Origin of the sequence: Paenibacillus sp. S02 (genome assembly GCF_019454065.1) — a bacterium.
Taxonomy (GTDB): Bacteria; Bacillota; Bacilli; order Paenibacillales; family Paenibacillaceae; genus Paenibacillus; species Paenibacillus polymyxa_B.
On sequence record NZ_CP073682.1, the window covers coordinates 759,308 to 775,195 of the forward strand.

Consider the following 15,888-nt stretch of genomic DNA (forward strand, 5'->3'; position numbering starts at 1 on the left):
TATATAATCTTTTTCATAAGGTGGGTGTCATGGTTACGTATAAAATTGATGAGGTCGCTAAACAAAGCGGATTAACCAAGCGAACCATTCGTTATTATGAGGAAATCGGCTTGTTGCCCTCTCCGCAGCGCAGTGAAGGAAATATGCGCCTGTATACACAGGAGGATGTGGATTTACTAAAAAAAATAGTGAGTGCCAAGGAAGTGCTTGGATTCTCCTTGCAAGAGCTTCAGCGTTACATATCCACAGCAGAAATGCTCAAGGGCCAGCGGGAGGAATATCGCGAGCGAACAGAGCATTTGCAACCGAACGAGCGACGGGCCATGTTGGAGGATATGGAAGGTACACTGAACGAACAGTTGGAATTAATGGAGGGAAAAATCAACAGCATCCGTATGCTCCAGACTGAGCTGGAGGAGTTGCGGGTTAGGGTGCGTGAACGCAAGATTCTTCTGGATGAGGAACTTGATCACGACCCGTCATAACAAGAACATTTACATTCAGATGTGGAGGTAACATCATAATATGAGTTCACAACACGCATTACCTGAAGAGTTAAAAGAACGCTCAGGCTTGCTGTCTCAACCTAAAGCGGTATGGGCGGTCGCCTTTGCTTGTGTTATTTCATTTATGGGTCTGGGATTGGTCGATCCGATTCTTCCGGCCATTGCCGATCAGCTTCATGCTACGAAAAGCCAAGTGTCATTGCTGTTCACCAGCTATAATCTGGTAACAGGCGTTGCGATGCTGATTACAGGCGTTGTATCTAGTCGATTGGGTGTCAAATGGACACTACTAACCGGGATTTTGTTTATTATTGTGTTTGCCGGACTGGGCGGCACCGCCAGTACAGTTGGCGGAATTGTGGGCTACCGGGCAGGCTGGGGTTTGGGGAACGCTTTGTTTATCGCAACAGCGTTGTCTGCGATTGTAGGCCTGTCCACTTCTGGAACAGCTAAAGCAATTATTTTGTATGAAGCGGCATTGGGCCTCGGGATTTCAGTAGGTCCGCTACTGGGCGGTGAGTTAGGTTCCATTTCCTGGCGCGGTCCGTTTTTCGGTGTAGCCGGACTGATGGTAGTGGGATTTTTGTTCATTACGTTTATGCTGCCTTCGATTCCAAAGCCCAAAAAACGCGGTTCCATTGCCGATCCGTTCAAAGCGCTCAGTTATCCGGCTTTGCTCACGCTCGGTATTGTAGCGTTGTTATATAACTTTGGATTTTTTACGTTGATGGCGTATTCTCCATATGTAATGAATCTGGACGAGCATGGTTTAGGTTATGTGTTTTTTGGCTGGGGAATTATGCTGGCCTTTACCTCGGTGTTTGTAGCACCGAAGATTCAAGCACGCTTGAGCGTGGTATCTTCCATTAGTATCATGCTGACGCTGTTTGCCATTGATTTAGGTGTTATGGCGATCGGGACGGTAGCTGGCTCGCCAACGACTGTCATTGTCGCCGTCATTGTAGCTGGTATTTTTCTGGGGATTAACAATACATTGATTACAACTGCTGTTATGCAGGCTGCTCCAGTGGAGCGCTCGACAGCATCTGCGGCCTACAGCTTCATGCGGTTTTTGGGCGGGGCAATTTCGCCGTGGCTTGCAGGGAAGCTGTCAGAGTGGTACTCAGCAGAAACCCCGTTTTATTTTGGAGCATTGATGGTACTGATTGGCGTAGCTGTGCTGATCGTACGTCGTCGACATATGCAGGATATTCAGGTGGATGCACACTAAGATCGAACTTCTGAGGAGGAAAAGAGTATGAGCGAATACAAACATATTCTGGTCGCGATTGATGGTTCGGAACACGCTATGAAGGCGTTGCAGACAGCCAAAACGTTGTCTAAGCAGCTTCAGGGGAATCCGCATCTGACTGTATTGCATGTAAATCCGGCTTTATCCATGAATGAGCCCCCGGTTGGGGTTGATGTGGATGAGCGGATCGAAGAGGAAGGTCGTCATATCTTGGAACCAGCATCCGACTATTTGAAGGACGAGGGTATTTCTTACCGTATGCTGGCGGGTCATGGTGATCCGGCGAGTGTCATTTGCGAAAGTGCAAAGCAGGAGAAGACGGATTTGATCATTATGGGAACGCGGGGCAAAGGACTTGTTTCCGAATTGATACTGGGTAGCGTGAGTCATCAGGTGATTCAGCATGCACCTTGTCCGGTGTTGACGGTAAAATAGATGTTAAAAGGAACGTTGATATCAAGAGAAGGAGGAAAAAGCATGCAGCAGCATTTATTTATTGGTGGAGAATGGAAAGCAGCTTCATCGTACACGACGTTGAAATCACCGTATTCCGGGGAAACCATTGCTGAGGTGGCAGAGGCCACAGCAGAGGATGCCAAGGCGGCTATTCGGGCGGCCTCTGATACACGCTCGGAGATGCGGGCCATGCCAGCGCACCAGCGGTCAGCCATTTTGGAGAAGCTGGCCGACCTGCTGGAAGAGCGGCGTGAGGATGCAGCGCGCATCATTGCACGTGAAGCGTCAAAACCATGGAAGGCTGCGCTGGCGGAGGTTGACCGGACGGTGCAAACCTACAAGTTCGCAGCTGAAGAAGCCAAGCGGATTCACGGGGAAACCATTCCGCTGGATGCCGCACCGGGCGGCGAGGGCCGTATGGCCTACACGCTCAAAGAACCTGTAGGGGTAGTAGGAGCTATTACACCATTTAACTTCCCGATGAATCTGGTTGCTCATAAAGTGGGTCCCGCGCTGGCAGCAGGCAATACGGTCGTATTGAAGCCTGCGGAGCAGACGCCGTTGTCGGCTTACTTGATTGCGGAGCTGCTGGAGCAGGCTGGATTGCCTGCGGGCGCTCTTAACGTGATCAGCGGCGATGGTAAAACCATTGGCGACGTACTTGTCACTGATCCGCGCGTCAGCTATATCACTTTTACCGGTAGCCCAGCGGTCGGTACAGAAATTCGCTCCAAGGCTGGCTTGAAGCGGGTCACGCTGGAGCTGGGTTCCAACGCGGCCGTTATTATCGACCGTGATACGGATGTAGACGCGATCATCGACCGTTGTGTGAGTGGAGCCTTTGCCAATCAGGGGCAGGTATGTATCTCAGTTCAACGTATTTACGTTGCTGATGAACTGTATGATACCTTTGTATCCCGATTTATCGAAGCAACTCAACGTTTAAAAATTGGAGATCCGCTAGAGCCGGACACGGATGTATCCGCGCTTATTTCAGCCAAGGATGTCGAACGTGTCCGTGAATGGCTGGAAGAAGCGGTTCAAGCAGGCGCAAGGATCGCTCTGGGTGGCCAAGCCAAGGGAGGTATTCTGGAGCCGACGGTTTTGCTTAATGTGGACCCGACTTCCAAGGTGTCCTGTCGTGAAGTGTTTGCCCCGCTTGTGTTGATTCATTCTGTTAGCTCTATAGATGAAGCCGTAAACCATGTGAATGATTCGATCTATGGCCTGCAGGCGGGAATTTACACGCGTAATATCACGACCGCGTTGGATGCAGCGGACAAGCTTGAGGTGGGCGGCGTGGTAATCAATGACATTCCAAGCTTCCGTGTCGACCATATGCCGTATGGTGGTGTGAAGCAAAGTGGCACCGGACGCGAAGGCGTAAAGTATGCCATGGAAGAAATGCTGGAAACAAAGCTGATCGTTATTAAACGGTAGTAGTTATATAAAAGCCTATCTGATGAACATAGATAATACGTTTTGCGTATGTCTGCTCATTAGATGGGCTTTTTTTCACCTTTTGCGCGATTATCAGATGAAAATAAAGTATTAAACTGGTAAATATTTGGATAAAGCGTAATTAGCTTGAGTTTTAGACCGTTGGAACTGTTCCACCGTCAATATTATATTCACTTCCTGTAATTGAAGCGGCCCGGTCGGATACCAGAAAAGCAACAAGCTCAGCGACTTCTTCTGGTCGTCCTGGACGACCAATTGGAATTCCTCCCAACGAGTCCATCAGTTGCTTTAATGCACTTTCTCGGTCACCTGTCGTCTCAGCAATCCGATCAATCAAACTTTGTGCTGCCTTCGTTTCGATAAAGCCTGGCGCAACTGTATTAATACGAATGCCTTGAGGTGAAAACTGCTTGGATAGCCCTTTGCTGTAAGTAGTTAAAGCTGCTTTGGCCGCAGCATAAGCCAATGTTGCATCATATAGCGGCAAGCGACGTTGAATGGATGAAATATGAATAATAACACCGGAACCCTTTTCCACCATAGCCGGCAGCAATCCACGGTCTAAACGGATGGCAGCAAACAGATTGGCGTTAAAAGTTTGCTGCCAATGCTCGTCTGTCAAGATAAGGGCTCCCCCGGATGGGGCTGACGAGCCTCCAACATTGTTGACAAGAATATCTACACCGCCTAGGCGCTCAAGAACACTGTTTACTACTTGATCTACACCTTCAGGCGTACTAATATCGGCTGGAATAAACAGGTCTGGATTTTCTAAATTAACTGGAGTCGTTCGAGCCGTAGTTATTACGGTAGCACCTGCAGCCGTAAGTCTCTTAGCAATAGCCTCTCCCATTCCTTTGGTACCGCCTGTGACCAAGGCTCTTTTGCCTTTAAACTCACTTAAAATGTTTTCTAATTGAAAACTCATGCGAATAATTCCTCCTAAATTTTACAATGTGGTTGAGAAATACCTCTAGGTATCTCCCCTCCGAGTTCACTTGTCTTGCGAACCTTACAAACTTTCGACAATGACACCCCGGTACCGCCCTCCGCGCAGTCGATGCTTTAGGGCTTTTTGATAGGCTGGACTAAAGTACCAAGCTTGTGCTTCCTCAAAAGTGGGGAATTCCAAGATGGCCAGCCCTTCAATATCGGGTCCTTCGAGGACTTGGTATGCGCCATACATTGCTAGGGGGTTGACGGAATGTCCCGCCAAACCTGCCGGTGCCAACTCAGAATAGAGTTGGAGTTCAGTTTGATCGGTACTCTGTTCACGTATAAAAACAACATAAGCGGGCATATTCGTTTTCCCTTTCTTATTTTTTTCAGGATTTTGCAAAATTCGATTCCAGTCGCTCCGAAGTGCAAGATATAGACGAACTAAACCATTTCGATCTATATCTTGTTCATTGGAAGTCGCTTATGGGATTTTTGCAAAATCCTCTTTTAATTACTTTATGGAAGTGTAATAATCAGTTCTTTAATTTTATTGTTGTTTACTAGAAATTGATGTTTAAGTAGGAGTGGGTCGGGAAGATTCGATTTATCAAAGTCTCCGTCTACTTTCGCAATTACGACGATGGTATTATTACTGTCATCCATATCCACGATCTCGAAGGTGACATTCGGCTCCAATATTTCTGCTTCACACCATGATTTTATGGCTTCCATACCTTTGATTTCGCGATGATTATCCAAGATCAACGCATCTTTATCGAAAGCGGAAGTAAATACTTCAAGCTGGGATTTGTTCGCTGATGTAAAGTAAGTTTCTACTGCCGGTGGCATGGTTCTATGTGGATTCATTGATTCTTCAACCTCCTATGGTGAGTATGTTGTGAGCGATAACTTCAAACTCATCATAGCAGTAATAATATGACTACATGGTGTCATATTATAGAGGATCATTTAAATTTCTTTTCATCGTTTCTAAATGAGACAATATTCTTGTACGTACTTGTTCGGGGCTAACCTCTATAAGGAGGGGACCAAAGGACAGCAGATAACTGTCCAGCCAATTGCCTACAGGAAATTGTGCCGTGACGGAATAAGAGCCGTCTTCCTTCTGAGTAATTGTTTTCTCGGCAAATTCATCGTATACGCGGTAAGCTCCTTGAGCAGAAATGTGAAGAGTTACTTCAATGGTATGAAGCAAGTCGTTCATCTTTGTATCTGTAGATGCTACGACCGTTCTTGGCTCATAACTAATTTCGGTAACTGCAATCTCTTTCATTCGGCTAATCTTAAATACACGATGACTTTCGGTATTTAAACAGTAACCTTCCACATACCAGGATTTATCTTTAAACAAGAGCTTGGCAGGTTCGACACTACGATAACTCTGTTCCCCGGCGACGTTATAATAGCGGAACTTTATAACACGGTTTGTGATTATTGCGTTGCGTATAAGCGTGAATAGCTGTCTCTGGCTATTTTGGCTTCCCCATGGCGAAAAATCTACTTCGATCCAGTTTCCCATGTCTTTTTTAAAAAGCCTACTCAATTTGTTCAACACTTCTTCTACCTGTGGGATGGTAGCTGTAGCCACACTCTGAAGGGCCATTAAGATATCATCTTGTTCCTGCTCGGACAGTAAAGAGGTGTTAAAGACATAACCCTCCATCAATGATATTCCGCCGCCCTTGCCTCTACTGCTGTAGATGGGAATCCCAGCTGCGCTTAAGGCATCTATGTCCCGATAAATCGTTCGTGTGGAAACCTCAAAATGCTCTGCCAATTCATCAGCAGTCACTTTTTTCTTATGGAGTAACATATAAACGATTTCAAAATGTCTGCTTAACGGCATACGCATCACCTCTCTCGGTAGCATACACCTTATAACATGACATTATAAAGTCATATTAAGTGATTCTTGACATCACACCCTAATGGGCATCAACTGGGGGACTTTATTTTCTTTGAACAGCGATAATAACACTGCCTTGGGATCAGATCTTTTTACAATCTTTTATATAAAGTTGAACAAAAAGCACTTGCAAAGTAAAAAGGAATAAAATATACTGAGACCAATCAATAGTGATTGATCAATCACTAACTAAATCAATAAGCAACGGAGGTGATATTCATGAGCAGGATACTGCTCAAGTTTACTCAAACGTATCTTTATCGGAACAATGGATTGAGCATATTCAGTTGATTGAAGGAGTACGAAGTTAAGTAATTGATCAATCACTTATTATAAAGTAAATGGAGGAGAGAACATGAAGCATCTTATTATTTACGCACATCCATCCGAGGGAAGCTTTAATCATGCAATTTTGACCACAGCAGTCGAGGGGCTAAAGCAAAAAGGACATGATGTGGTTGTTCGTGATCTATATGCAATCAACTTTCAACCTGTGGTTAGCAGCAGCGAGGTTATTAGAGGAATCGGAGAAGATGTTGTACGTGAACAGGAATTTTTGCAATGGGCAGAGGTAATCACCTTTATTTATCCTATTTGGTGGACGGGGATGCCAGCCATTATGAAGGGATATATTGACCGCGTATTCTCTTACGGATTTGCTTATAAATATGTAAATGGAGTGCAGATGGGAATGCTCAAGGGAAAGAAAGCTATTATCCTCAATACGCAAGGAAAATCACATGCGGAATATGCCAGCAATGGCATGGATCAAGCACTTCGCTTGACGTCCGACAAAGGCATATTTGAATACTGTGGACTTGACGTCATGTATCATATATTCTTCGAGTCGGTACCCCATTCTGATGAAGATACGCGTAAGAAGTGGCTTCGCCAGATTGCAGATATGGCCAGCAAAGCCTAATGGAAATATGTTTTAGGGGCAGAGGATTAAGAATTAGGGGAATCGAAGTAGCCAGTGGCTAACCCAAAAGGCATCGCGTGCATCTACAGGCGATGTCTTTTGGGTTGATCCAATATTGAATGTGTTCCAATCGACACTCGCTCATGGCAAGCGGCAATTGCTACAATAAGGGTTGGATATTAGTTTTTCCGATTTTTCCGATTGGCGCTACGAGATCCACCGGAAGGCCACTGTGATCCACCACCTTGACCATGTTGAGGCCACCACTGTGACCCACCGCCCTGACCGCCGCCTTGACCATGTTGAGGCCACCACTGCGACCCACCGCTCTGACCGCCGCCTTGACCATGTTGAGGCCACCACTGCGATCCACCACCTTGACCGCCGCCCTGACCATGAGGAGGCCACTGCGATCCACCACCTTGACCGCCGCCCTGACCACCGCTTTGTCCTGGAATAGAAGGCATACTTGGATAAGGGCCTTGTGCCTGACTGATTTGAGTAACATCAATATAAGACTGCGTACCATTAGGATATAGCACTAACATTGATTTGTTAGTGGGATCTACGCTTTTTACAAAAGCGACGATCTGTTGACCATTTACAGTAAATATTCCCCATAAATTAACAAAATTGCTCACTTCAGTAGTGGTCGCGAAATGTGGTTGTAACGGCCCCATCGAACGATGAGAAGAATGTTTAGACAAGGTGTGTATCTCTCCTTTAAATTGAATTTTGCAACATCATATGTGCAAACGTACTCGTTGGAATGGGCAATGTTCCTACAAGATATTTTCTTGAAAAAATTCATTGTCCCAAAAAAGTGTGCCTTTAGCGACTACTAAAAACATACCTTTACGAATGAAAAACATTTGGTTTATAGCATCATGGATGAAATCGAGATAAATGCATCTTAGAGAATTTAGTTAATCAATTGAAACAATTTGCCATGCACCATCTTTATCTTTTTCTAAATAGAAGGTATATCGTATATCGGGTGAATATCCTTCTTCATTATTCAGCCGTTCCCCTACAATGGGTATCAATATCCGATTATTTTCTTTCATAGCTTCAGCAATACCAGTAAACTTCACCGGATGATCGAAGAGGTAATCGTGACCTGTTCCAACGTCTGGACCGAGCGCAGCATGGAATTGATCCAAATCTTTTGACACGAAGGCAGCTATTGCTGCTTTGAGTTTTGCTATCATGGCATCCTCAATTAGAGGGTCTTTAACATCATTCCATTTGATCTCGTCCAAGTTTTGCATGGCGACTGGTTGATCTGTTCCTTCTTTTACTACCGTACCTGAGGTTGTTGGTATTGTTTCATTGGTAGATGTATCCGTTGTTTCTTGCTTTCCACAACCAGCAAACACACTTACACTTATGGAAAGTATAAGAATAGAAATAATTTGAGCAGGTTTGTTCATATTAGATTCACCCGTCCTTATTTACAACCATATGTAAAAACAGTTTTACTTTTTTTGGTGATAAATCATAGTTGTAAAATATTTTTTACATTATTGGGGTTAAAGTGGATTAATTGAAAAATAACATTAGAAGTGTGCGGTGGTTTACTATAGAAAAATGAATAAATAAATGAAATGACCTTCTCTAATTAAAGAAGGTCATTTTTTAATTCAGGAACCATTATTAAATGTAGCACAGCCTTCTGCTTATAGGTGTTCTCGCTTGCAAGTCATGCAGTGGTTCTTTATACCTAGTTTGGAATTTTCGCATGGACGTTCATGCGTTTTGTCGGTTAGCTATGATGCTGCGTATCACGGTTCAAAAGTAGCTGCACATGATGAAATCTCTGGTGTATATCTATGTAGGTATCAAGCTGTAGTTATAGCATTTTTTTGAGCTGGGATATACGGGCTTGGGAAACTTCAAGTATTTTGGCATATTCGTGCTGTGCTGCATTGGGGTGTGTTTGCATTAATTCTTTTAGACTTTCGATCATCTGTTGTGTCGATCGCCGCAGACGTTTGGGCTCTTTAATAGATCGTTGTGAGTTGGATAAAGCTGATTTGGCTGGTCTTAGGATAGGGCTAAAATGTATTCCCTTTTTTAAACTTTCAATACAATCCCCGCAAATAAAGCTGTCTCTAAAATAAGTTAATTGTTCTGTTGAACCACACATTTTACACGTCACCCCAGTATATTTTCGAAAGGCAAGAATACCAGTTTCCTCATCTGCAAAAATCTCAACAGGATCACCCACATTATAATCCATGGAAATTCGCATTTCTTTGGGGATAACGATACGGCCTAACGCATCTAGGGGACGTGTCATACCTGTACTTTTCAAATGATAACCTCCTTTTTTTATATCCTTATAATACTAAATAGTTATGATAAAAAAGAATAGGCTTAGAGAAGCAATCGCATATATTTAGTAAACTGTTGAAAAGTATACAAGTAATTACCAAAATATGTTTTATTATTAGAGGAAACGTGTTGAGGAGATTATAAAGAATTTCCGATATATATTCATAAAGGATATTCTAGTTGGCAATGAAATTGTTAGTAACACGGGATAAGGAGATGTGAATTACATATGAGAATACTTCAGTTTTGGAAGAAGAATAAGAAAGCTGTGGTGGCAATCGATTTGGATACTGCTATTCCAGCAGCGATTATAAAGGTTAGCGGATTAATAGATCAACCAGAGGAATTTACCGCCGAGGCGAAGAAGTCTGCTGCTATGCTGGGGGAAGAGGCACTGGCTCTATTTCCGCGTTATTTTTTTGGGACGGAGTTGCAGAAACCAGAGAGCTTGGCGGGAAAGTACGAAGGTTTGGGCGACTGGCTTCATATTCAACAGGATGCGATTTTTGAGATCATCTACTATTACAAGGAACAATCGATTCCCATGTTGTATGAGGTGGCGTTTGGTGTGTACGATTGGACGCAATATAAGGCGGTACGGGTACTAACTCGATTAGCACGTGAAGGTCTTCAGACCGATCAGATTGTGGATGATATTATCAGCCATGTCGACGATTTTCGTTATGAGGCACAAATGCCCACGTTCTATTTTCTGTCCGGACTGACGGGCAATAAGAAGGTTGCTTCGCTGCTGCAAAGGCATTTCCTTGAGAATCTGGAATACGATCCGATCGATGCCTTTGATATTTTCGAGAATTTGTACCGTTGTTCGCCGGATGTTGCCATGAGGCATGCCGATTTTCTCAAAGCAATTGCCCGCGGTGAAGGCCTAGAAGGCCGTTCCCCCTTGCTGGATGGAGCTATAGGGACTACCGATGGGAATGGCAAGCAAGAGTACCACTGGCCCGACGATGAACCTGTCGAAGAGCATCACCAATTACGAGCGGCCATATTTTATTATCGGCTGAATCCTCAGGATGAGGAGGTTAATCGGCTGTTGGATCATTGGGAAGTGAACCATCCGGAGGAGAATGTTAGGAGTTATATTGGGAAATTGAGAGAAGAAGGACAGGGAGAGAGCTAGCTTTTCTGCTAGACGAATATCGGAATCTTAATTTTGCACTCTTTACTATGAAAACTTATACTTATCGTTAAAGCTGACTTGAAGAGAAAATAAAAGAACGAGGAGGGGAATAACCATGTACTCCATTAAAGAAGTTCAAATCAAGAGCGGATTGCCCGCATCTACCCTTCGTTATTATGAAAAAGAAGGCATATTACCTGATGTCGGTCGGGATGAAGGTGGCAGAAGGGTATATACCGAAAAACAAATCGATTGGATTAGGTTCCTTATGGCTATGAAAGATACAGGGATGACTATTGAAGAAATTAAGGCATACCTTGAGCTAAATGTAAAAGGAGAAGCTACAATCCAAGAGAGAAGAGATTTTCTTGTAGCCCACAAAAAGAAAGTGGAAGCACATGTGGCACAAACGCAGCACAATTTGGAGAAAATTATTCAAAAGATAGCTTTTTATGATCATGTGGTTATGGGGAAAAGCCTCTCTTAGGTATCGTTTGATCTGTAAATAGTGGTAAAGTCAAATCGAATAGATGGAGCCCCCGGCATATTTGAGAATACGTGCTGGAGGGCTTTTTTGCATAGATATCTAAAGATGCAGATTCTAGGTCGTAAGTATGGAAAATGGGCGGTTCACAACGCGCTTATAGGGTAAAAGTGTAGTACCAAGGTGGGCAAGTGGGGGTGTTGACTCTCACGCCACGTGAGACACTAGACTGTCAAGCAAGGGAGGTGAAGCGGAATGGCCTATACGGTAAAGGAAGTATCTAATCTGTCGGGAATCAGCGTACGAACTTTGCATTATTATGATGAAATCGGATTGCTGAAACCGCATCATATTGGAAATAATGGATATCGCTATTACGAACAGGAACAACTTTTGAGGCTTCAGCAAATCATGGTGTACAGGGAACTGGATTTGCCTTTATCTGAAATTGGAAATGTGCTGGAGCAAACCAAGGAACAAAAAGCCGAGGTTTTGCAGGAGCATCGAGCCAAGGTCGAGGCCAAAGTCTTCCGCTTGCATACTCTCCTACAGACCATCGACGAAACGGTGGCTCATTTGAAAGGGGAACAAGCAATGAAACCAGAGCACATGTACCAAGGGTTTAACCCGGAAAAGCAGGAAATGTACGAACGTGATTTGACAGGCCGTTATGGTCAAGAGGCTCAGGAAACAATTCAGGAAAGCAAGACGGCGACAAAGAACTGGAGCAAAGAGGATTATTTGGATTCACAGGCAGAGGCTGATCAGATTCATCGGCAGCTGGCTGAAGCCATGAATAAAGGATTGAAGCATAATAGTGAAGAAGTACAGGCACTGATCCGCCGTCATCTTCAATGGGTAAGCCGATTCTATACTCCTACAGCAGAAATTTATAGCGGGCTGGGAGACTTGTATGTGGAGCATGAGGATTTCAGTAAAATGTATGAAGGCTATCGCCCCGGACTAGCTGAGTATTTGCGAGACGGGATGAAAGTTCTAGCCGAACGGGAATTAAATTAACAAAGTGGGGAAGAAGGGCTGTAAAAGGTCTGAAAAAGAGGTGAACAACAAGCCAATTCCGATGGCCTACTGTTCACCCTTTTTGTGTGTAGAGCAGTTTACATGCTGCTTTGTGTCGCTCTCATGCCTTGCTGGCTGTTGTTTCCGTACTGCTGCATGCCACTACCGCTTACATAATGCTGTCCAGTCGTCCCCATGTGTTGCGGGAAGCTGTGATTCATGTGGCTTCCTGCATTATAGGAGGATGGTTGCATACTGCGTGAGGCGTAGCTATCGCCAAATCCGGGCTGAGTCATTTGACTACTGGATCGAATAGAGTTTTCCAACTGACTACACAGTTGAATAACTTGCTGGTACTGCTGCATAGCCTGCTGGTGATGCTGAATTGCAGTTTGGATCATTTGAGCTGCACTTCGTTCACGTTGCACCAGGCTTTCAAGACTGGATGCATTTTGTTGTTCCTGTTGCAGCAACTGCTGATACATGGCAGTTCCTTGCTGTGTTTGTTGTACCAATTGCTGCATGATTTGTTCACATTGATGAAGTTGTTGTTGTGGAGCCATGTTGTTGTACATGAATCATCAATCTCCTTCGCCGCATAATTTTGGGTTTCAGACCCTCATATATTGTGGCGAAGGGAGACCATATATATGCACAATTTTGGTTACAAGCTAGACACCAGAATAGCCGTAAATTCCTCTAGGAATACACGATCTTCGTGATCAAAGCGGCCTTTTAGCGGGCTGTCAATGTCCAGCACTCCAATCAGTTCCCCGTTCTTGACAAGGGGAATAACGATTTCACTATTGGAAGCAGCGTCACAGGCGATATGTCCTGGAAACGCATGCACATCATCTACAACAAGCGTTCGTTGTTCTGCGGCTGCAGTACCGCATACGCCACGTCCCAGTGGAATCCGTATACATGCAGGTAATCCCTGGAAAGGACCAAGTACAAGCTCAGTGCCATCATAAAGATAGAAACCGCTCCAGTTAATATCTGGAAGGAAATGACCGAGTAATGCTGAAGCATTCGCCAGATTGGCAATGGTATTGGATTCATCATGAATAAGTGCCCGGAGTTGTCCAAGAACCGATTCGAATTGTTCATGACGTGTGCCTTCGTAAGGAATAGCTTGAAACATGTAGAGTTCACGCTCCTAACATTAAATTGGTTGTATATATCATCAAAAATAGGTAATTATGCAATTCGCTTTTACCATTGGTTAATTAATTTAAGATATAACGATTGTATATATTCAGTCAAGTGGAAAATCACTTTGTAACCTTTCGGTATTCTCCGTACTCTAACCTCTGTACAGAATCATTTTGGGAAGGGGAAAGCTGTACGTTTTAGCGGGGCAAACAATATAGAAAGTAATTCAGCAAGGGTTGCCCTCATCTGTTTCCAGCTTATCCTCTATGGGTAAAAACAGTGTAACATGGTTGGCCTAGGCCAGGGAGGAGTTACAATTATGCATGCAGATGTTCAGAACTTGTTTATCCGTATACAGATGCTTTCTTATGCACATCAGAACGATCTCACGGTAAGAGATATTCAACCTGTGTTGGAAGAGCGCGGTTACCGTGTAGGAGAACGTGAGGTCAAGCAGGAGCTTGAAAACCTGACGCAGGAAAACTTTCTGACACCGCATGATGATATGTTCAGCATTACTGGTGCAGGGATCGATGAATTACAGGAAATTCAGTCGATGCTGGGCGTACTGTACAAGGATGTTGTGAAAAAACCGACTCGCACCACTACCCGAGCCTCTTCTTAAAGGCTTAGATGCTCAATACTTTTGATTCGGAAGACAAGCCCTCAAACGGTTTAATCTCTTATAATATAGAAGATGCCCTTCTAATTCCTAATTCTAGGAACAGGAGGGCTATTTATATATATAAGCTTCTCAGCTTTAAATAAGGTTGTGTTTGTTGAAGGTGTATGCTTAAATGTAGCGTATATTTAGTCATTTTAATGCTGGAAGGATGATTGAACATGTGTGCATATGCATGTAAAGGGCATATACCACCGCTGGAAAGTCCGCGTCTTTGGCTGCGAAGGATGGAAAGCGGGGATGCGTCTACGATGTTCGCTTGCTGGTCTGACCCGGAGGTTCACCGTTATATGAACCTTTCTGGTATGTCAGGACGTGAGGACGCAGAGGATATGATTGAGCTGTTGAATGAGCTGGCGAAGACGGAGGATGCGCTGCGCTGGGGAATAGAGCTGAAGGAGAATGGGAAGTTGATTGGAAGCTGTGGTTTTAATTATTGGCAGACGGAGGGAGCCTATAAAGCCGAGATTGGTTATGAAATAGCCAAGCCTTATTGGCGACAGGGTTACATGACCGAGGCGCTACGCTTGGTGCTGTCATTCGGGTATAACACGATTCGGTTGAATCGGATCGAAGCGCTGGTGGACCCGCGTAATACAGGCTCGCAAGCCCTGCTGTCCTCGATGGGCTGGACAAAGGAAGGGCTGCTGCGGCAGGTACAGCATACATCTACAGGTTTTAAGGATATGCTGATGTATTCTTTACTGCATGAAGAATGGCTCAGATTGGAGGCACAACGAAATGCTGTTTCAGTATAACGGCGGTTCGTCGCCGCTGCACAGGCTAGGGCCGTTAAGTAAGCTAATATGGGTGGGATGTTTTAGCCTCCTGTCGATGGCATGGGATTCGACGTTGCGGGAAGCAGCACTCTTGGCTGTACTGATTGCTGTGGCTGGCTTGGGCGCACGTTTGACCTTAGCACGCCAACTTCGGGCTATGTCGTTCCTGATTGGTTTAGGTATCCCGTATTTTATACTGTCTATCCTAGCGATTCGAGAAGGACATACCGTGGCTTCATGGGGACCCATTGTCATTACAGCAGAGGGACTGGATATCGCAGGGGCGTTAACGTTGCGGATTTTTGTGTTGTTTTTGGCATCTTATATCTATCTCTCGACGACCGATCCCCGAGATTTTGTGCAGGCATTGAATCTGCGCTTGCGTGTTCCTTATCGGTTTGCGTTCGGTATTTCAGTGGCACTAACGTTTCTCCCCTTATTGGAAGAAGAAGGGCGAACCATTATGGCAGCACGGCGTGTTCGTGGACAGGAACCACCACGAGGGTGGGGCAATCGGTTATCATGGTGGAGCGGGTATGCGGCTGCCGTGTTGGTGAATGCTGTAAGACGGGTTCAGCAGACGGCGCTGGCTATGGAGGGCAAAGGTTTCGGCGCTTATGCAGAACGGACATATCTTCGTACACTGAACAATGGGCGTGTAGGCAATTTATGTGCTATGACTGCTGTATTAACTACGGCTGTTTTATGGTGGAGCTTATAAAGTGAAGCCTCTTATTTTTGTTCTTATTGTCAACCTATTAAATATAATTAGGTTGACAATAAGGCTGCAAATGAATACATTTATACAGTAGCAGCTTGTATAA

20 protein-coding genes are annotated in these 15,888 nt (G+C 44.6%); 11 read left to right on the forward strand and 9 right to left on the reverse strand.

Annotated elements, in window-relative coordinates; genetic code table 11:
* Positions 1-29: 29 nt before the first annotated feature.
* Genes KAI36_RS03400 through KAI36_RS03415 form a run of 4 tightly spaced genes read left to right on the forward strand, consistent with a single transcriptional unit; the run spans position 30 to position 3,654 of the window.
* On the forward strand, positions 30-485 hold the full coding sequence (locus tag KAI36_RS03400; RefSeq protein ID WP_220026953.1) for a MerR family transcriptional regulator: 456 nt from the start codon (positions 30-32) through the stop codon (positions 483-485).
* A gap of 40 nt (positions 486-525) precedes the next feature.
* Positions 526-1,737, forward strand: a complete 1,212-nt coding sequence (locus KAI36_RS03405) for an MFS transporter (RefSeq protein WP_023986944.1) — start codon at positions 526-528, stop codon at positions 1,735-1,737.
* A gap of 27 nt (positions 1,738-1,764) precedes the next feature.
* Complete coding sequence (locus KAI36_RS03410) at positions 1,765-2,193, forward strand: universal stress protein (RefSeq protein ID WP_220026954.1); 429 nt, start codon at positions 1,765-1,767, stop codon at positions 2,191-2,193.
* A gap of 42 nt (positions 2,194-2,235) precedes the next feature.
* Positions 2,236-3,654, forward strand: a complete 1,419-nt coding sequence (locus KAI36_RS03415; RefSeq protein WP_220026955.1) for an aldehyde dehydrogenase family protein — start codon at positions 2,236-2,238, stop codon at positions 3,652-3,654.
* 154 nt (positions 3,655-3,808) lie between these two features.
* Here KAI36_RS03415 and KAI36_RS03420 read toward each other — a convergent pair whose 3' ends face one another.
* From KAI36_RS03420 to KAI36_RS03435, 4 genes are all read right to left on the reverse strand, one after another.
* The gene (locus tag KAI36_RS03420; RefSeq protein ID WP_220026956.1) at positions 3,809-4,603 is read right to left on the reverse strand and encodes an SDR family oxidoreductase; all 795 of its coding nucleotides are present in this window, start codon (positions 4,601-4,603) and stop codon (positions 3,809-3,811) included.
* Between the two features lie 84 nt (positions 4,604-4,687).
* The gene (locus KAI36_RS03425) at positions 4,688-5,014 is read right to left on the reverse strand and encodes a DUF1330 domain-containing protein (protein ID WP_258382240.1); all 327 of its coding nucleotides are present in this window, start codon (positions 5,012-5,014) and stop codon (positions 4,688-4,690) included.
* Positions 5,015-5,130: 116 nt separating this feature from the next.
* Positions 5,131-5,481 carry a nuclear transport factor 2 family protein gene (locus tag KAI36_RS03430; protein ID WP_220026957.1) on the reverse strand — a complete coding sequence of 117 codons (351 nt, stop codon included), beginning with the start codon at positions 5,479-5,481 and terminating at the stop codon, positions 5,131-5,133.
* A gap of 88 nt (positions 5,482-5,569) precedes the next feature.
* Positions 5,570-6,481 (reverse strand): helix-turn-helix transcriptional regulator, encoded by a 912-nt coding sequence (locus KAI36_RS03435; protein WP_220026958.1) that lies wholly within the window; start codon positions 6,479-6,481, stop codon positions 5,570-5,572.
* A 415-nt stretch (positions 6,482-6,896) separates the two neighbouring features.
* Between KAI36_RS03435 and KAI36_RS03440 the strand changes: the two genes are divergently transcribed.
* Positions 6,897-7,463 (forward strand): NAD(P)H-dependent oxidoreductase, encoded by a 567-nt coding sequence (locus tag KAI36_RS03440; RefSeq protein WP_220026959.1) that lies wholly within the window; start codon positions 6,897-6,899, stop codon positions 7,461-7,463.
* 179 nt (positions 7,464-7,642) lie between these two features.
* Here the strand turns inward: KAI36_RS03440 and KAI36_RS03445 are convergent, their stop codons facing one another.
* The 3 genes from KAI36_RS03445 to KAI36_RS03455 form a co-directional block, all read right to left on the reverse strand.
* Positions 7,643-8,170, reverse strand: coding sequence for a hypothetical protein (locus tag KAI36_RS03445; protein ID WP_220026960.1), 528 nt, complete (start codon positions 8,168-8,170; stop codon positions 7,643-7,645).
* A gap of 219 nt (positions 8,171-8,389) precedes the next feature.
* Entirely contained in the window at positions 8,390-8,896 is a 507-nt protein-coding gene (locus tag KAI36_RS03450; RefSeq protein WP_025719259.1) for a hypothetical protein, read from the reverse strand.
* A 419-nt stretch (positions 8,897-9,315) separates the two neighbouring features.
* On the reverse strand, positions 9,316-9,780 hold the full coding sequence (locus tag KAI36_RS03455) for an AbrB/MazE/SpoVT family DNA-binding domain-containing protein (RefSeq protein WP_220026961.1): 465 nt from the start codon (positions 9,778-9,780) through the stop codon (positions 9,316-9,318).
* Between the two features lie 249 nt (positions 9,781-10,029).
* Between KAI36_RS03455 and KAI36_RS03460 the strand changes: the two genes are divergently transcribed.
* From KAI36_RS03460 to KAI36_RS03470, 3 genes are all read left to right on the forward strand, one after another.
* Positions 10,030-10,944 carry a transcriptional regulator gene (locus KAI36_RS03460; RefSeq protein ID WP_258382241.1) on the forward strand — a complete coding sequence of 305 codons (915 nt, stop codon included), beginning with the start codon at positions 10,030-10,032 and terminating at the stop codon, positions 10,942-10,944.
* Positions 10,945-11,059: 115 nt separating this feature from the next.
* Positions 11,060-11,431: a MerR family transcriptional regulator gene (locus KAI36_RS03465; protein ID WP_013308707.1), complete on the forward strand. Its 372-nt coding sequence runs from the start codon at positions 11,060-11,062 to the stop codon at positions 11,429-11,431.
* Positions 11,432-11,683: 252 nt separating this feature from the next.
* Entirely contained in the window at positions 11,684-12,448 is a 765-nt protein-coding gene (locus KAI36_RS03470; RefSeq protein ID WP_220026962.1) for a MerR family transcriptional regulator, read from the forward strand.
* Between the two features lie 98 nt (positions 12,449-12,546).
* Here the strand turns inward: KAI36_RS03470 and KAI36_RS03475 are convergent, their stop codons facing one another.
* Both KAI36_RS03475 and KAI36_RS03480 read right to left on the reverse strand, forming a co-directional pair.
* Positions 12,547-13,023, reverse strand: a complete 477-nt coding sequence (locus tag KAI36_RS03475) for a hypothetical protein (protein WP_023986958.1) — start codon at positions 13,021-13,023, stop codon at positions 12,547-12,549.
* A gap of 89 nt (positions 13,024-13,112) precedes the next feature.
* The gene (locus KAI36_RS03480) at positions 13,113-13,592 is read right to left on the reverse strand and encodes a GAF domain-containing protein (RefSeq protein WP_220026963.1); all 480 of its coding nucleotides are present in this window, start codon (positions 13,590-13,592) and stop codon (positions 13,113-13,115) included.
* 330 nt (positions 13,593-13,922) lie between these two features.
* Between KAI36_RS03480 and KAI36_RS03485 the strand changes: the two genes are divergently transcribed.
* The 3 genes from KAI36_RS03485 (at position 13,923) to KAI36_RS03495 (ending at position 15,785) form a co-directional block, all read left to right on the forward strand.
* A complete protein-coding gene (locus tag KAI36_RS03485; protein ID WP_220026964.1) occupies positions 13,923-14,228 on the forward strand; it encodes a hypothetical protein in 306 nt (101 codons plus the stop codon).
* 218 nt (positions 14,229-14,446) lie between these two features.
* Entirely contained in the window at positions 14,447-15,043 is a 597-nt protein-coding gene (locus KAI36_RS03490) for a GNAT family N-acetyltransferase (protein ID WP_220026965.1), read from the forward strand.
* Positions 15,027-15,785, forward strand: coding sequence for an energy-coupling factor transporter transmembrane component T family protein (locus KAI36_RS03495; protein ID WP_071639500.1), 759 nt, complete (start codon positions 15,027-15,029; stop codon positions 15,783-15,785). Before KAI36_RS03490 ends, KAI36_RS03495 begins: the two co-directional genes overlap by 17 nt.
* Positions 15,786-15,888: the final 103 nt, after the last annotated feature.

Bases quoted from the DNA above. Each gene is read 5' to 3' on its own strand.
- KAI36_RS03400 (WP_220026953.1), top strand. From the start codon at position 30: ATGGTTACGTATAAAATTGATGAGGTCGCTAAACAAAGCGGATTAACC.
- KAI36_RS03405 (WP_023986944.1), top strand. From the start codon at position 526: ATGAGTTCACAACACGCATTACCTGAAGAGTTAAAAGAACGCTCAGGC.
- KAI36_RS03410 (WP_220026954.1), top strand. From the start codon at position 1,765: ATGAGCGAATACAAACATATTCTGGTCGCGATTGATGGTTCGGAACAC.
- KAI36_RS03415 (WP_220026955.1), top strand. From the start codon at position 2,236: ATGCAGCAGCATTTATTTATTGGTGGAGAATGGAAAGCAGCTTCATCG.
- KAI36_RS03420 (WP_220026956.1), bottom strand. From the start codon at position 4,603: ATGAGTTTTCAATTAGAAAACATTTTAAGTGAGTTTAAAGGCAAAAGA.
- KAI36_RS03430 (WP_220026957.1), bottom strand. From the start codon at position 5,481: ATGAATCCACATAGAACCATGCCACCGGCAGTAGAAACTTACTTTACA.
- KAI36_RS03435 (WP_220026958.1), bottom strand. From the start codon at position 6,481: ATGCCGTTAAGCAGACATTTTGAAATCGTTTATATGTTACTCCATAAG.
- KAI36_RS03440 (WP_220026959.1), top strand. From the start codon at position 6,897: ATGAAGCATCTTATTATTTACGCACATCCATCCGAGGGAAGCTTTAAT.
- KAI36_RS03450 (WP_025719259.1), bottom strand. From the start codon at position 8,896: ATGAACAAACCTGCTCAAATTATTTCTATTCTTATACTTTCCATAAGT.
- KAI36_RS03460 (WP_258382241.1), top strand. From the start codon at position 10,030: ATGAGAATACTTCAGTTTTGGAAGAAGAATAAGAAAGCTGTGGTGGCA.
- KAI36_RS03465 (WP_013308707.1), top strand. From the start codon at position 11,060: ATGTACTCCATTAAAGAAGTTCAAATCAAGAGCGGATTGCCCGCATCT.
- KAI36_RS03470 (WP_220026962.1), top strand. From the start codon at position 11,684: ATGGCCTATACGGTAAAGGAAGTATCTAATCTGTCGGGAATCAGCGTA.
- KAI36_RS03475 (WP_023986958.1), bottom strand. From the start codon at position 13,023: ATGTACAACAACATGGCTCCACAACAACAACTTCATCAATGTGAACAA.
- KAI36_RS03480 (WP_220026963.1), bottom strand. From the start codon at position 13,592: ATGTTTCAAGCTATTCCTTACGAAGGCACACGTCATGAACAATTCGAA.
- KAI36_RS03485 (WP_220026964.1), top strand. From the start codon at position 13,923: ATGCATGCAGATGTTCAGAACTTGTTTATCCGTATACAGATGCTTTCT.
- KAI36_RS03490 (WP_220026965.1), top strand. From the start codon at position 14,447: ATGTGTGCATATGCATGTAAAGGGCATATACCACCGCTGGAAAGTCCG.
- KAI36_RS03495 (WP_071639500.1), top strand. From the start codon at position 15,027: ATGCTGTTTCAGTATAACGGCGGTTCGTCGCCGCTGCACAGGCTAGGG.